This is a genomic window from Ideonella sp., from assembly GCF_041918995.1.
Classification (GTDB): domain Bacteria; phylum Pseudomonadota; class Gammaproteobacteria; order Burkholderiales; family Burkholderiaceae_C; genus Ideonella.
In genome coordinates this window covers 60,890-73,943 of the sequence record NZ_JAYRUN010000006.1, presented here as the reverse complement: position 1 = coordinate 73,943, position 13,054 = coordinate 60,890, and the positions used below count along the sequence as shown (strand labels likewise).

11 protein-coding genes and 1 tRNA gene are annotated in these 13,054 nt (G+C 72.5%); 3 read left to right on the top strand and 9 right to left on the bottom strand.

What is annotated here, in order from left to right; translation table 11 throughout:
• Together ACE3UN_RS07070 and ACE3UN_RS07065 are read right to left on the bottom strand one after the other, a co-directional pair.
• On the bottom strand, positions 1–1,551 hold the full coding sequence (locus ACE3UN_RS07070; protein ID WP_374674216.1) for an efflux transporter outer membrane subunit: 1,551 nt from the start codon (positions 1,549–1,551) through the stop codon (positions 1–3).
• A gap of 118 nt (positions 1,552–1,669) precedes the next feature.
• Positions 1,670–2,443 carry a ferredoxin--NADP reductase gene (locus ACE3UN_RS07065; protein ID WP_374674215.1) on the bottom strand — a complete coding sequence of 258 codons (774 nt, stop codon included), beginning with the start codon at positions 2,441–2,443 and terminating at the stop codon, positions 1,670–1,672.
• 129 nt (positions 2,444–2,572) lie between these two features.
• Here ACE3UN_RS07065 and ACE3UN_RS07060 point away from each other — a divergent pair, with 129 nt between their 5' ends.
• Complete coding sequence (locus ACE3UN_RS07060; RefSeq protein ID WP_374674214.1) at positions 2,573–3,889, top strand: M20/M25/M40 family metallo-hydrolase; 1,317 nt, start codon at positions 2,573–2,575, stop codon at positions 3,887–3,889.
• A 10-nt stretch (positions 3,890–3,899) separates the two neighbouring features.
• On the opposite strand, the gene ACE3UN_RS07055 is transcribed toward ACE3UN_RS07060, so the two are convergent.
• From ACE3UN_RS07055 to ACE3UN_RS07045, 3 genes are all read right to left on the bottom strand, one after another.
• Complete coding sequence (locus ACE3UN_RS07055; RefSeq protein ID WP_374674213.1) at positions 3,900–5,441, bottom strand: sulfatase; 1,542 nt, start codon at positions 5,439–5,441, stop codon at positions 3,900–3,902.
• Between the two features lie 97 nt (positions 5,442–5,538).
• The gene (locus ACE3UN_RS07050; RefSeq protein WP_374674212.1) at positions 5,539–6,762 is read right to left on the bottom strand and encodes a CaiB/BaiF CoA transferase family protein; all 1,224 of its coding nucleotides are present in this window, start codon (positions 6,760–6,762) and stop codon (positions 5,539–5,541) included.
• A gap of 121 nt (positions 6,763–6,883) precedes the next feature.
• Entirely contained in the window at positions 6,884–8,059 is a 1,176-nt protein-coding gene (locus tag ACE3UN_RS07045; protein ID WP_374674211.1) for an acyl-CoA dehydrogenase, read from the bottom strand.
• 108 nt (positions 8,060–8,167) lie between these two features.
• Here ACE3UN_RS07045 and ACE3UN_RS07040 point away from each other — a divergent pair, with 108 nt between their 5' ends.
• Positions 8,168–9,103: a LysR family transcriptional regulator gene (locus ACE3UN_RS07040; RefSeq protein WP_374674210.1), complete on the top strand. Its 936-nt coding sequence runs from the start codon at positions 8,168–8,170 to the stop codon at positions 9,101–9,103.
• Here ACE3UN_RS07040 and ACE3UN_RS07035 read toward each other — a convergent pair.
• On the bottom strand, positions 9,058–10,095 hold the full coding sequence (locus tag ACE3UN_RS07035; RefSeq protein ID WP_374674209.1) for a CDP-6-deoxy-delta-3,4-glucoseen reductase: 1,038 nt from the start codon (positions 10,093–10,095) through the stop codon (positions 9,058–9,060). The genes ACE3UN_RS07040 and ACE3UN_RS07035 overlap by 46 nt on opposite strands.
• A gap of 120 nt (positions 10,096–10,215) precedes the next feature.
• Here ACE3UN_RS07035 and ACE3UN_RS07030 point away from each other — a divergent pair, with 120 nt between their 5' ends.
• Positions 10,216–11,145, top strand: a complete 930-nt coding sequence (locus ACE3UN_RS07030; protein ID WP_374674208.1) for an SDR family oxidoreductase — start codon at positions 10,216–10,218, stop codon at positions 11,143–11,145.
• Here ACE3UN_RS07030 and ACE3UN_RS07025 read toward each other — a convergent pair.
• The 3 genes from ACE3UN_RS07025 to ACE3UN_RS07015 all read right to left on the bottom strand — a co-directional run bounded on the left by ACE3UN_RS07025 (position 11,112) and on the right by ACE3UN_RS07015 (position 12,972).
• Positions 11,112–12,143, bottom strand: coding sequence for a S1C family serine protease (locus ACE3UN_RS07025; protein ID WP_374674207.1), 1,032 nt, complete (start codon positions 12,141–12,143; stop codon positions 11,112–11,114). The genes ACE3UN_RS07030 and ACE3UN_RS07025 overlap by 34 nt on opposite strands.
• Before the next feature lie 100 nt (positions 12,144–12,243).
• Positions 12,244–12,849 (bottom strand): rhomboid family intramembrane serine protease, encoded by a 606-nt coding sequence (locus ACE3UN_RS07020; protein WP_374674206.1) that lies wholly within the window; start codon positions 12,847–12,849, stop codon positions 12,244–12,246.
• Positions 12,850–12,887: 38 nt separating this feature from the next.
• Positions 12,888–12,972 (bottom strand) — tRNA-Leu (locus ACE3UN_RS07015).
• Positions 12,973–13,054: the final 82 nt, after the last annotated feature.

Genomic DNA, 13,054 nt, shown 5'->3' with positions numbered 1-13,054 from the left:
TCAGGCAGTGGGGCGGTCGGCGGCTGGGGCGGTGGGGTCGGTGGCGTCGTCGGTGGCGTCGTCGGTGGTGTCGTCGGTGGTGTCGCCGGCGGGGGCGGGCGCCGGCCAACCGCCGCCCAGCGCCTTGAACAGGCGGACGAGGTGCAGCGAGGTCTCGGTGCGCGTGGCCTGCAGCGCAAGCCGGGCCGCCAGCTCGTCGCGCTGGGCATTCAGCCAGGTGGCGGTGTCCACCACGCCCGCCTGGTGCCGGATGCGCTGGGCCAGCAGCGCCGCGGCGGCCGCCTGTTCGGCCCGCGCCAGGGCGTCGGCACGGTCGCGGCTGCCGCGCAGCGCCACCAGGCTGTCTTCCACGTCCTGCAGCGCGACGAGCACGCCGGCCTCGTAGGCGGCGCGCGATTGCGCCAGGGCGGCGCTGCGCCCGGCCACCTGGGCCTCGCGGGCACCGGCGTCGAACACCGTCCAGTCCACGCCCGCGGCGAGCGAGGCGATGGCCGCGCCGGGGCCGCCCAGCGCGCCCAGTGTGGCGGCCTGCCAGCCCAGGCTGCCCGTGAGGCTGAGGTTCGGCCAGGCGGCGCGGCGGCCTTGCGCCTCACGGGCCCAGGCGGCCTGCACGCGCGCCTCGGCGGCACGCAGGTCGGGCCGGCGCCGCAGCAGGTCGGCCGGCACCCCCACGGCCAGGCTACGCAGGGCGGCCGGCGCCTGCGGTACCGTGGGCCGGGTGTTGTCGGCGCCATCGCGGGTGGGCCGCCCTTGCGCGGGCGCGAGGCCCCGCAGCACGGCGATCTGGTGCTCGTACTGGGCGATCTCGGTGGCGAGCGCCGGCAGGCTGGCGCGGGTCTGCTCGGTGGCCAGCAGGGCCTGCTCCAGATCGAGCGCACTGGCCAGGCCGGCGCGGGTGCGCCACTCGGTGAGTTGCAGCGTGTCGTCGAGCGCGGCCAGGCTGGCGCGGGTGAGCTGCTCGCGCGCCAGGGCGCCGCGCCACTGCACGTAGGCCAGCGCCACTTCGGCGGCCAGCGCGATGCGTGTGCTGGCCACGTCGGCCCGCGCCGCCTCTTCGTCGGCTCGGGCGGCGGCCACGGCGGCGCTCAGGCTGCCGTTGAGGTCGGGCTCCCAGCTGGCGCTGAAGGCCAGGCGATGGGTGCTCACGCCCGCCGTGTCGGTGGCGCTGCGGCTGCTGGAGGCGCCCAGCCCCAGCGCGGGCCAGCGGGCCGCCTCCGCCAGCGCGCGTGCGGCGCGCGCCTGGGCCAGGGCGGCCTGGGCACTGCGCAGGTCGGGGTGGGCGGCGAGCGCATCGGCCACCATCTGGCCGAGCGTGGGGTCGTCGAACTGCCGCCACCACTGCGCCATCAGGGCGTCGTCCACGGCGGTGGTGGTGGCCAGGCCGTCGGCACGGGCCCAGGCGCTGCCCGCCACGGCAGCACCGGTGACGGAGGGGGCGGGGTCGGCCGGCGCGACGGCGGCGCAGCCCACCAGCTGGCTCGCCAGCAGGAGGCACGCGAGTGCGGCCCACAGGGGCCGGCGCGCGGGGGGCTCTGGAAGGGCAGGGGGCATACGGGTCCTCGCCGAATGACGGCGCCGGAGCATGTTGCCCACCGTGCCCGGACGCCGTGCGTCCGGTTTGTAAAGTTAACCGACGCCGACCGGCATGACCGGCGTCAGCCGCGCGGCGTCACTGGTCGACGAAGGCCCGCTCGATGACGAAGTCGCCGGGCGTGGTCGTGTTGCCTTCCTTCAGGCCGCGCGTTTCCATCATGGCCTTCAGGTCGCGCAGCATGGCCGGGCTGCCGCAGATCATCACGCGGTCTTCGGCAGCGTTCAGCGCCGGCAGGCCCAGGTCGCGCGCGAGCTGGCCGTTCTCGAGCACGGTGGTGACGCGCCCCTGGTGCTTGTACGGCTCGCGCGTGACGGTGGGGTAGTACAGCAGCTGGCGGCTGACCATCTCGCCGAGGAACTCGTGCTGCGGCAGCTCCTGCGTGATGTAGTCGTGGTAGGCCAGCTCCTTGACCTCGCGCACGCCGTGCACCAGCACGACCTGCTCGAACTTCTCGTAGGTCTCCGGGTCGCGGATGATGCTCATGAAGGGCGCCATGCCGGTGCCGGTGGACAGCAGGTACAGCCGCTTGCCGGGCGTGAGGTAGTCGATCAGCAGGGTGCCGGTGGGCTTGCGGCCGACGATGATGGTGTCACCCGGCTGGATGTGCTGCAGGCGCGAGGTGAGCGGCCCATCCTGCACCTTGATGCTCAGGAACTCCAGGTGTTCCTCGTAGTTGGCACTGACGATGGAATAGGCACGCAGCAGCGGCTTGCCGTCGACCCGCAGGCCGATCATCGTGAAGTGGCCGTTCGAGAAGCGCAGCGACGTGTCGCGGGTGGTGGTGAAACTGAACAGGCGGTCCGTCCAGTGGTGCACGCTCAACACGCGCTCTTCATTGAAGGCACTCATGCTCTTGGGGGCGAATAGTTGGGGATGGGCGGGGTCGGCGAACCGGCTATTGTCGCCGAGGCGGTGCTTACCCTGATGCGCTGCCGCAAAGTGGTCGTGCAAGCCCACAAGGCACACAAGGAGAACGGCATGGTGAGAGTCCCCTTTTCCCGTCCCCTCGCCCTTCGTCCCGCGGCGCGCGCCGCGGCCCTGGCCGCCGGCCTGCTGGCCAGCGCCGCCGCCTCGGCGGCACCGGCCGTGTGGGTGTCCGTGGGCAGCGACGCCTATCGCCTGCTGCGCATGGCCGGTGCGGGCCTCGAGCAGGTCGAGATGCACCGCGTGCCGGTGCAGGTGCCGGCCGAGGCCGGTGGCCTGAAGACGCAGCACGAGACGCTGTACCTGATGCGGGTGGACGAGGCCGCACTGCCGAGGCTGTCCAGCGAAGTGCACGAGCGGCTGAAGCGCTGCGGCGGCTACGTGGTGCACGCCTCGCGCGAGGACGGCCGCCAGGCGCTGGCGCGCTTCCGCCAGGCGCCCGTGCAGCCCGAGGCCGTGAGCTACAAGGTCGACGACGAGGCCGAGGTGAACGCACTGCTGCCGCAGCTACAGGAAAGCCAGATTCGCTCGACCATCCTGAACCTGTCCACCGCCTACAAGAACCGCTACTACACGACCACGGGTGGCGTGGGCGCCAGCGACGACCTGGTGCAAGCGTGGAAGGCCCTGGCCGCCGGCCGTGACGACGTCACCGTGAAGCGCTTCGACCACCCTGGCTGGCCGCAGAATTCGGTGGTCATGACCATCCGCGGCACCACCAAGCCCAAGGAGATCGTGGTGATCGGCGGCCACCTCGATTCCACCATCGGCTTCACCAACGAGAACAGCATCGCCCCGGGGGCCGACGACGACGCCTCGGGCGTGGCCAGCCTGCAGGAGGTGGCGCGTGTGCTGCTGCACAGCGGCTACCAGCCGCGCCGCACCATCCAGTTCATGGCGTATGCGGCGGAAGAGGTGGGCCTGCGCGGCTCGGCCGAGATCGCCGCCGACTACCAGGCGCGCGGCAAGAAGGTGGTGGGCGTGCTGCAGCTGGACATGACCAACTACCAGGGCAGCAGCAGCGACATCACGCTGATCACCGACTACACCCACGCGGCGCAGAACGACTTCCTGCAGAAGCTGGCGCGCCGCTACCTGCCGGAGCTCACCGTGAACCTCAGCGCCTGCGGCTACGCCTGCTCCGACCACGCCAGCTGGACCAACCGCGGTTTCGTGGCGTCGTTCCCCTTCGAGGCGCCCATGGGGCTGCACAACCCCTTCATCCACACCGCGCAGGACACGCTGGCGCAGTCGGGCGACACGGCCACCCACGCGCTGAAGTTCAGCCGCCTGGCGCTGGCCTACGCGGTGGAGCTGGGCAGCGACGGCCCCGAGCCGGCACCCGCGCCGGCCCGCCTGGCCCGGCGCTGAGCCGCCCGGCTCAGGGCGCGCGGGCTTCGGCCTGGCGCAGCGCCTCTCCGGAGGCGTTGCGCAGCGCGGCCAGCCAGGCGGCCAGCTGCGCGCGCTGGTCCGCCGGGGTGCGCGCCCAGGCGTTGTCCAGCTGCGCCGGGTCCACCGCGCGGTCGTAGAACTCCCGCTCGCCGGTGTCGTACTCGATGTAGGTGATGCCCGCGGCGGTGCGCAGGCCCGAGAACGAGGTGATGTCCATGCCGTCGCCTCCGGCGGCGACCCGGTCCATCGGGTCCGGTGGCTCGCGGCCGGAGGTGGCCACGAACTGGTTGACCCGCCGCGCCGCCTCGTCGTTCCTGTCCGGCTTGTGCTCCAGCAGCAGCACCTGCCGCCATTCGGCCGGTGCCTCGCCGTGCCACAGCGGCAGCAGCGAGCGGCCGTCCACGAACGACGGCGCCGCGATGCCGGCCAGCGCCGCCAGCGTGGGCGCATGGTCCACGTTGGCCGTGACGCGGGTGGCCCGGCTGCCCGGGGCGATGCCCGGGCCGCGCACCACGAAGGGCACGCGCAGGTCCTCCTCGTAGGCCGTCATCTTGCCGGAGTCCATGCGGTGCTGGCCCTGGTGGTAGCCGTTGTCCGAGGTGAACACGATGTAGGTGTGCGCCAGCTGGCCGGTGGCCTGCAGCGTGTTCACCAGGCGCTCCACCAGCTCGTCCACCGCCTGCAGCGCCTGCAGTTTGTGGCGGTAGAGCTTGTCCATCTCGGCGATCTGGTCGGCGGTGAGCGGCGGCAGGGCGCGCACCCACGCGGGCTTGTCGCCCACGTCCGCCTCGTTGAAGCTGGCCGTGCGCGGCGCCTGGGCGTCGGGGAACAGATCGGCATGCCGCGGTGCCGGGGTGGCGGGTGCATGCGGCGCGAAGGGCGCCACGTAGGCCAGGAAGGGCCGGTCGGGGTCGGCGGCCACGGTGCGGCGGATGAAGTCCTCGGCCTGGCGGGCGATGACGTCGGTGAGGTAGTCCTCGTCGGCGCTGCCGTAGTGCACGGTGGTGCCGTTCTCGTTCATGTCGTAGTCGAAGCCACGGTAGGGCGTGCCGGTGGTGCCGGCGTACCACTCGTCCCAGCCGGGTGGGAAGTAGCCGGCGGGGGCGCCCTCGGGGTAGCCGTTGAGGTACTTGCCGAAGAAGGCGGTGCGGTATCCCGCGCCCTGCAGCCAGGTGGCCAGGGTGGAGTGCTCCAGGCCCTTGGTGTAGGTGCCCTCGAAGCCGCCTTCGGGCGCGTTGTTGCCGTACACGCCGGTGTTGTGGGCGTACTGGCCCCGCAGGGTGGTCACGCGCGAGGGGCAGCACAGCGACAGGCTGACAAAGTGCTCGTCCAGCCGCATGCCCTGCTGCACCAGCAGCGCCTGCACCTTGGGCATGAAGGCCAGGCTGGGCAGGTCCTGGTCGTCGGTCAGCACGAACACGACGTTCGGCGGCCGGTCCACCGGCGGCGGGGGCGTGCCTTCGCTGCTGCCCCCGCAGGCGACATGAAGCGACAAGGTGACGACGGCAAGCACGGCGAGCCAGCGGCGCATGACAGACCTCCCGGAGATGACCGGGCGCGGCAAGCCCGGTGCCGGGTGCGATGCTGGCCCAAGGGGGCGGCGTCGCCTACCCCCTGGGCCGGTGACGTCAGTAACCGGTCTTGTCCGCGGCACCCGGCGGGGTGCCCAGCCAGTCGCGCAGCACCTCGGCCGTGTGCTCGCCCACGGTGGGCGGCGCATGGCGGTACTGCACCGGCGAGGCGGACAGCCGGATCGGGCTGCCCACCAGCGGCACGGGGCCGAACAGCGGGTGCGGCATCTCCACCCGCATGCCGCGCGCCTGCACCTGCGGGTCGGTGAACACCTGGTCCAGCCGGTTGATGGGCCCGCAGGGCACGGCCTGGGCCTCCAGCGCGGCGATCCATTCCGCCGTGGTGCGCATGACGGTGGCCTGGCGCAGCAGCGGAATGAGCACGCCGCGGTGCGCCACGCGCGCCGGGTTGGTGGCGAAGCGCTCGTCGGTGGCCCACTCGGGGTGCCCGGCGATCGTGCAGAAGCGGGCGAACTGGCCGTCGTTGCCGATGGCCAGGATCATGTCGCCGTCGGCCGTGGGAAAGTCCTGGTACGGCACGATGTTGGGGTGCGCGTTGCCCAGGCGGCGCGGTGCCACCCCGCTGGTCAGGTAGTTGGCGGCCTGGTTGGCCAGCGTGGCCACCTGCACGTCCAGCAGCGCCAGGTCGATGTGCTGGCCCTGGCCCGTGGCGTCGCGGTGGCGCAGGGCGGCCAGCACGGCGATGGTGGCGTACAGGCCGGTCATGATGTCCACCAGCGCCACGCCCACCTTCTGGGGGCCCGCGCCGTCTTCGCCGTCTGCCCGGCCGGTCAGGCTCATGAGGCCGCCCATGCCCTGGATGAGAAAGTCGTAGCCGGCGCGGGGCGCGTAGGGGCCGATCTGGCCGAAGCCGGTGATCGAGCAGTACACCAGCCGGGGGTTCACGGCGGCGAGGCTGTCGTAATCCAGCCCGTAGCCCTTCAGCCCGCCGACCTTGAAGTTCTCCAGCACCACGTCGGCCCGCTCGGCCAGGGCCCGCACCTGCGCCTGGCCCTCGGGCGTGGCCAGGTCGATGGCCACCGAGCGCTTGTTGCGGTTGGTGCACTGGAAGTAGGCGGCCTGGCGCGGCGCGTCCGTGCCCTCGGGCGCGGCCACCCACGGCGGGCCCCAGGCGCGGGTGTCGTCGCCCGCGCCAGGGCGCTCCACCTTCACCACATCCGCGCCCAGGTCGCCCAGGATCTGGCTGGCCCAGGGGCCGGCCAGCACCCGCGACAGGTCCAGCACCTTCAGGCCAGTCAACGCACCAGTGCTCATGCTCATGTGGAAGGGGTTGGAGGTGTCGATGGCAGTGCGGCCCCATCAAGCCGCATGCGCGGATCCGGCTCTGCCGGTCCGCTGCATGAGCCCCTTCGGGGGCAGCGACCGGACGGGAGCGTGGGGGTCAAAACGCCGCGATGCCCGTCATCGCGCGGCCGAGGATCAGCGCGTGGATGTCGTGCGTGCCCTCGTAGGTGTTCACCACCTCAAGGTTCACCAGATGGCGGGCGATGCCGAATTCGTCCGAGATGCCGTTGCCGCCCAGCATGTCGCGCGCGGTGCGGGCGATGTCCAGTGCCTTGCCGCAGGAATTGCGCTTCATGATGGAGGTGATCTCCACCGCGGCCGTGCCCTCGTCCTTCATGCGGCCCAGGCGCAGGCAGCCCTGCAGCCCCAGCGTGATCTCGGTCTGCATGTCGGCCAGCTTCTTCTGCACCAGCTGGTTGGCGGCCAGGGGCTTGCCGAACTGCTGGCGGTCCAGCGTGTACTGGCGGGCGGTGTGCCAGCAGAACTCGGCGGCACCCAGCGCGCCCCAGGCGATGCCGTAGCGCGCGCTGTTCAAGCAGGTGAAGGGGCCCTTCAGGCCGCGCACCTCGGGAAAGGCGTTCTCCTCGGGGCAGAAGACCTCGTCCATCACGATCTCGCCGGTGATCGACGCGCGCAGGCCCACCTTGCCGTGGATGGCCGGGGCGCTGAGGCCCTTCCAGCCCTTTTCCAGGACGAAGCCGCGGATCTGCCCGCCGTCGTCCTTGGCCCACACCACGAACACGTCGGCGATGGGGCTGTTGGTGATCCACATCTTGGCGCCGGTGAGCCGGTAGCCGCCGTCCACCTTCTTCGCGCGGGTGACCATGCTGCCCGGGTCGGAGCCGTGGTTGGGCTCGGTCAGGCCGAAGCAGCCGATCCATTCGCCGGTGGCCAGCTTGGGCAGGTACTTCTGCTTCTGCGCCTCGGTGCCGAACTCGTTGATGGGCACCATGACCAGCGAGCTCTGCACGCTCATCATCGAGCGGTAGCCGGAGTCCACCCGCTCCACCTCGCGCGCCACCAGGCCGTAGCAGACGTAGTTCAGGCCGGCACCGCCGTAGGCCTCGGGGATGGTGGGGCCCAGCAGGCCCAGCTCGCCCATCTCGCGGAAGATGGTGGCGTCGGTCTGCTCGTGGCGGAAGGCCTCCAGCACACGCGGCATCAGCCGGTCCTGGCAGTAGGCCCGCGCGGCATCACGCACCTGGCGCTCGTCGTCGGTGAGCTGCTGGTCCAGCAGCAGCGGGTCGTCCCATTGGAAGGTGGCGCGGGCCATGTGCAGTCTCCTTGCGGTGCCAGTTGTTCCAGGGTGGAATCATAGAATCGGGAGAGCTCGCGATCAAACGCCTTCTTTGCACTCCCGTGTGCGTTCTGGGAACTCCGAATGCGACGCAAGTTGCCCTCCACCGCCGCCCTGGCCGCCTTCGAGGCGGCCGCCCGTCACCAGAGCTTCACCCGCGCGGCCAGCGAACTGGCCGTCACGCAGAGTGCGGTGTGCCGGCAGATCGCCGGGCTGGAGGGTTTTCTAGGCGTGGCGCTGTTCCGCCGCGGCCAGCGCGGCGTGGTGCTCACCGAGGCGGGCGAGCGTTACGCGCGCAGCGTGGCCACCCGGCTCGACGAGGTGGAACGCGACACGCTGGACCTGATGGCGCAGGCCGGCCGACAAGGTGGCGGTTCGCTGGAGCTGGCGGTGGTGCCCACCTTCGCCACCCACTGGCTGCTGCCGCGCCTGGCGCGCTTCCACGCCGCGCACCCGGGCATCACCGTGCACCTCAGTGCCCGCAGCCGCCCCTTCCTCTTCGACGACACGGCGCTGGACGCGGCCATCCATGCGGGTGAAGGGCTGTGGCCCGGCACCGAGGGCCTGCGCCTGCTGGACGAGACGCTGGTCACGGTGGCCAGCCCCGGGCTGGCGGCCACGCGCGCGAGCTGGTCGCCGGCCGACCTGGCGGGCGTGACGCTGCTGCAGGCCAGCACCCGGCCGTACGCCTGGCGGCACTGGCTGGAATCGCAGGGCCTGCGCCTGGACCACGACATGTCCGGGCCACGCATGGAGCTGTTTTCGCTGCTGCTGGAGGCCGCCGCCCAGGGCCTGGGCGTGGCCCTGGTGCCGCGCCTGCTGGCGGCCGAGGCCCTCTCGGCCGGCCGCCTGGTGCAGCTGCTGCCGCACGAGGCGCCCAGCGACCGCGCCTACCACCTGCTGTGGCCCGAAGCCAAGGCCGGCTTGCCGGCGCTGCAGGCCTTCGCCGGCTGGCTGCAGGCCGAGGCGCGGGCTCAGGCGCCGTGCTTGTCGGCCTCGGACGTGAAGCTGTCGGCGTAGAACTCGTCGGCGGGCAGGTCGCAGGCGGCCACGAAGTCGCGCTGGGCGGATTCGACCATCACGGGCGCGCCGCACGCGTACACCTGGTGGCCGGACAGATCGGGCAGGTCGGCCATCACGGCCTGGTGGACGAAGCCGCCGCGGCCCGTCCAGGCGTCGTCCGCGGTGGCGTCGGACAGCACCGGCACATAACGCAGCCAAGGCAGGCGGGCGGCGGCCGCCTCCGCCCAGCCGTTCAGGTACAGGTCGCCCCGGCGTCGCGCGCCCCAGTACAGCACCGCCGATCGCGTGCTGCCCAGGTGCTCCAGCCGCTCCACCAGCGCCTTGATGGGTGCGAAGCCGGTGCCGGAGGCCAGCAGCACCATCGGCTTGTCGGACGACTCGCGCAGGAAGAAGCTGCCGAAGGGCCCCTCCATGCGGACGATGTCCTTTTCCTTCATGGCCCCGAAGACATGGTCGGTGAACTTGCCGCCGGGCATGTGGCGAATGTGCAGCTCGATGGCCGGCGGGGTGCCCAGCGCGTGCGGCGCGTTGGCCATGGAGTAGCTGCGCCGGGCGCCGTCGCGCAGGATGAACTCGATGTACTGGCCGGCGTGGAACTGGAAGTTCTGGTTGGCCGGCAGCTGCACCCGCACGATGGCCACGTCCGCGGCCGGGCGCTCGATGGACAGCACCCGGCCCGGCATCTTGAGGATCGGGAATTCGCCGGCGCCGGGCACCGTGCGGGCTTCCACCACGCAATCGCTCTGCGGCGTGGCGCAGCAGGTGAGGATGAGGCCGCCGGCCTCTTCGGCCTCCGACAGCGCCTTGGCCTGGTGCGTGCCGTGGGTGACCCGGCCTTCCAGCAGACGGCTCTTGCACGAGCCGCAGGCGCCGTCCTTGCAGCCATAGGGCAGGCCGATGCCCTCGCGGATGGCGGCGCTGAGGATCGGTTCGTCGGGCGCGACCTCGAAGGTGCGCAGGGAGGGCTGGAGGGTGACGGTGAAGGGCATGGTGGGTCGGGCGCGGGGCGCCGGCGCCTACACTGCCGGCGCCGCCTTGCCATTGTGCCCGGCGCCTTGGGGGGCGCCCGCCGTGGCGCCGCCTTCGCACCACCCGCCTTGCTGGAATCCATGCTGCCTTCCGCCCGCCGCCGCCGCCCCGTCCTGCTCATCGTCGGTTGCGGCGACGTGGGCCTGCGGGTGCTGCGGCTGCTGAGCGGGCGGTGGCGGGTGCTGGCGCTCGTGCGTGGGGCCGAGCGCGTGGCCGACCTGCGTGCCGCGGGCGCCGTGCCGCTCGTGGGCGACCTGGACGCCCCGGCCACCCTGCAGCGCCTGGCCGGGCTGGCCGACCGCGTGCTGCACCTGGCGCCGCCGCCGGGCGAGGGCGGCACCGACCCGCGCACGCGGGCGCTGCTGCAGGCGCTGGCCCGGCGCCCGGGCGGCCTGCGCCGGCTGGTCTATGCCAGCACCACCGGTGTGTACGGCGACTGCGGCGGTGCCTGGATCGACGAGACCCGCGCCCTGGCGCCTGCCACGGCGCGCGGCCGCCGCCGTGCGGACGCCGAGGCGCGCGTGCGCTGGGCGGGGCGGGCCTTCGGCTGGCGCTGCAGCCTGCTGCGCATCCCGGGCATCTATGCGCTGGACCGGGCCGGTGGCGACCCGCGCGAGCGCGTGCGGCGCGGTGCCCCCGTGCTCGCGGCGGCCGACGACGTGTTCACCAACCACATCCACGCCGACGACCTGGCCCGGGCCTGCGTGGCGGCACTCATGCGAGGCGCGCCGCAGCGGGCGTACCACGTGAACGACGACAGCCAGCTGAGCATGGGCGACCATTTCGACGCCGTGGCCGACGCCTGCGGGCTGCCGCGCCCGCCACGGCTCACACGGGCCGAGGCGCTGGCCACCTTGTCCCCGATGCAAATGAGCTTCCTGTCCGAGTCCCGGCGGCTGCACAACGGCCGGCTCACGCGCGAACTGCGCGTGCGGCTGCGCTATCCCAGCGTGGTGCAGGCGCTGCGCGGCGCGGATCAGGTGCCCTCGGGCTGCTTCAGCACGCTCTGACGGTCGACCGAACGCAGGGGAACGCGCAGCGGCCGGCCGTCGCGCTCGATGTCCAGCACCACGTCGCGCTCCACGGCCCCGCCCGACCAGAGCCGCCGCCACAGCGTGTCCAGGCGGTCCACCGCCTGGTCGTCGATGCGCACCACGCGGTCGCCCGGCAGCAGCCCGGCCGCCTCGGCCGGGCTGGCGCTGCTGGTGCGCAGCACGCGCAGCTCGCCGCCGATCTCCGCGCAGTGCAGGCCCAGCCAGGCGCGGCGGCTGCTGGCGGAGCGGCCGTGCGCGAGCAGCTCGGGCAGGATGGGCTTGAGCAGGTCCACCGGCACGAACATGTTGCCGTGCAGCGGCGGCTGGCCCGGGCCCAGCGCGTCGCCGACGAACAGGGCCCCCACGCCCACCAACTCGCCCTTCAGGTTGAACAGGGCGGCGCCACCGTGGTCCATGCGCGCAGGCGCCGTGAAGACGGCCTGGTCGAGGTGGTATTCCCAGTAGCCGGAGAAGGCACGCTGCGACACGCGTTGCGCCACGCTGATGCCGGCGTCCTCGCCCCCGGTGATCACGAGCAGCGGCTCATCGTCGGCCAGTGCCTTGGCGTCTCCCAGGGGCGCGGCGGGGATCTTCAACGGCACCAGCGACTGCAGCAGGCCGAAGCCGGTGGCGGCGTCATACGCCACCACCCGGGCGGGCACGCGGCGGCCATCGTCCGGCAGCAGCAGGACCTGGTCGGCCTCCAGCACCAGGTAGCCGATGGTGAGCACCAGGCCGTCCTCGCCGATCACGGTGCCCGAGCCGTGCCGCACGGCGCCCAGCAGGTCGCTGGAGGAGGCGTTCTTCACCGCGATGGTGGCCACGCCGACCACCGCGTCGCTGGCGCGCACCAGCTCGGCCGGAGCGGCTTCCCGGGCGGCGGCGGCCTGCCCGTGGGCGGCACCGGCTGCCAGCAGGCAGCCGAACAGGGCCCAGCGGCAGGCAGCGAGGAGGGACTGAAGCGGCTGACCCATGGCGCACCTCCGGACGGGTCGCCGGCACGGCAGCGTGCCGGTCTGGCCGGCACCAGCATGCGACGTGCCCGTGGCCGGGCAGGCGCCCGGGCGTGTCGCGTCAGCGCCGGCGGCGCGAGGGGAAGGGGGCCTGGCCGCGCCAGAAGCGGATCATCAGCCAGCCGCCCAGCATGCCACCGAGGTGGGCGAAGTGGGCGATGCCGCGGCCGCCAGTCAGCCCCATGAGCAGTTCCAGCACGCCGAACACTGCCACGAAGGTACGCGCCTTCATGGGGATCGGCGGAAACAGCGGCATGATCGTGCGGTTGGGAAAGAGCATGCCGTAGGCCAGCAGCAGGCCGTACAGCGCCCCGGAGGCACCGAGCGTGGGCGAGTAGGTGCGCGTGACGGCGGTGAACACCATCTGCGTGGCGGCGGCGGCCAGCACGCTGGCCAGCAGGAAGCCCAGCATGCGCCTGTGGCCCCACAGGCGCTCCAGCTCCGAGCCGAACATCCACAGGCCCAGCATGTTGAAGAACAGGTGCAGCATGTCCCCATGCAGGAACGCATAGGTGACGACCTGCCAGGGCATGAAGCGGCCGCTGTCCAGCGGCCACAGGGCGAACCACGCCGGCAGCGGAATGAACGAGCCGGCCAGCAGCTGGACACAGAAGACCGCCGTGCAGATGAGCATCAGCGCCTTGGTCACGGGGGGCATCGGCGGCATCGTCGTCGCTCAGGCAGTCTGCAGGGGAAGAGGAGGACTGGTGCCCGGGGCCGGACTCGAACCGGCACACCTTGCGGCGGGGGATTTTGAATCCCCTGCGTCTACCGATTTCGCCACCCGGGCCAGTGTGTGCGCATGCGTGCCTTGCAGGCCGCCGAGGCGGCACGACGGGGCGCATGTCGGGCGCGGATTATGGCACGCGCGC

What these genes read in the sequence shown, in the direction of transcription:
- ACE3UN_RS07025 (WP_374674207.1), bottom strand. Translation starts at nt 12,143, where the DNA reads ATGGGTCAGCCGCTTCAGTCCCTCCTCGCTGCCTGCCGCTGGGCCCTG.
- ACE3UN_RS07030 (WP_374674208.1), top strand. Translation starts at nt 10,216, where the DNA reads ATGCTGCCTTCCGCCCGCCGCCGCCGCCCCGTCCTGCTCATCGTCGGT.
- ACE3UN_RS07035 (WP_374674209.1), bottom strand. Translation starts at nt 10,095, where the DNA reads ATGCCCTTCACCGTCACCCTCCAGCCCTCCCTGCGCACCTTCGAGGTC.
- ACE3UN_RS07020 (WP_374674206.1), bottom strand. Translation starts at nt 12,849, where the DNA reads ATGCCGCCGATGCCCCCCGTGACCAAGGCGCTGATGCTCATCTGCACG.
- ACE3UN_RS07050 (WP_374674212.1), bottom strand. Translation starts at nt 6,762, where the DNA reads ATGAGCATGAGCACTGGTGCGTTGACTGGCCTGAAGGTGCTGGACCTG.
- ACE3UN_RS07065 (WP_374674215.1), bottom strand. Translation starts at nt 2,443, where the DNA reads ATGAGTGCCTTCAATGAAGAGCGCGTGTTGAGCGTGCACCACTGGACG.
- ACE3UN_RS07055 (WP_374674213.1), bottom strand. Translation starts at nt 5,441, where the DNA reads ATGCGCCGCTGGCTCGCCGTGCTTGCCGTCGTCACCTTGTCGCTTCAT.
- ACE3UN_RS07070 (WP_374674216.1), bottom strand. Translation starts at nt 1,551, where the DNA reads ATGCCCCCTGCCCTTCCAGAGCCCCCCGCGCGCCGGCCCCTGTGGGCC.
- ACE3UN_RS07045 (WP_374674211.1), bottom strand. Translation starts at nt 8,059, where the DNA reads ATGGCCCGCGCCACCTTCCAATGGGACGACCCGCTGCTGCTGGACCAG.
- ACE3UN_RS07040 (WP_374674210.1), top strand. Translation starts at nt 8,168, where the DNA reads ATGCGACGCAAGTTGCCCTCCACCGCCGCCCTGGCCGCCTTCGAGGCG.
- ACE3UN_RS07060 (WP_374674214.1), top strand. Translation starts at nt 2,573, where the DNA reads ATGGTGAGAGTCCCCTTTTCCCGTCCCCTCGCCCTTCGTCCCGCGGCG.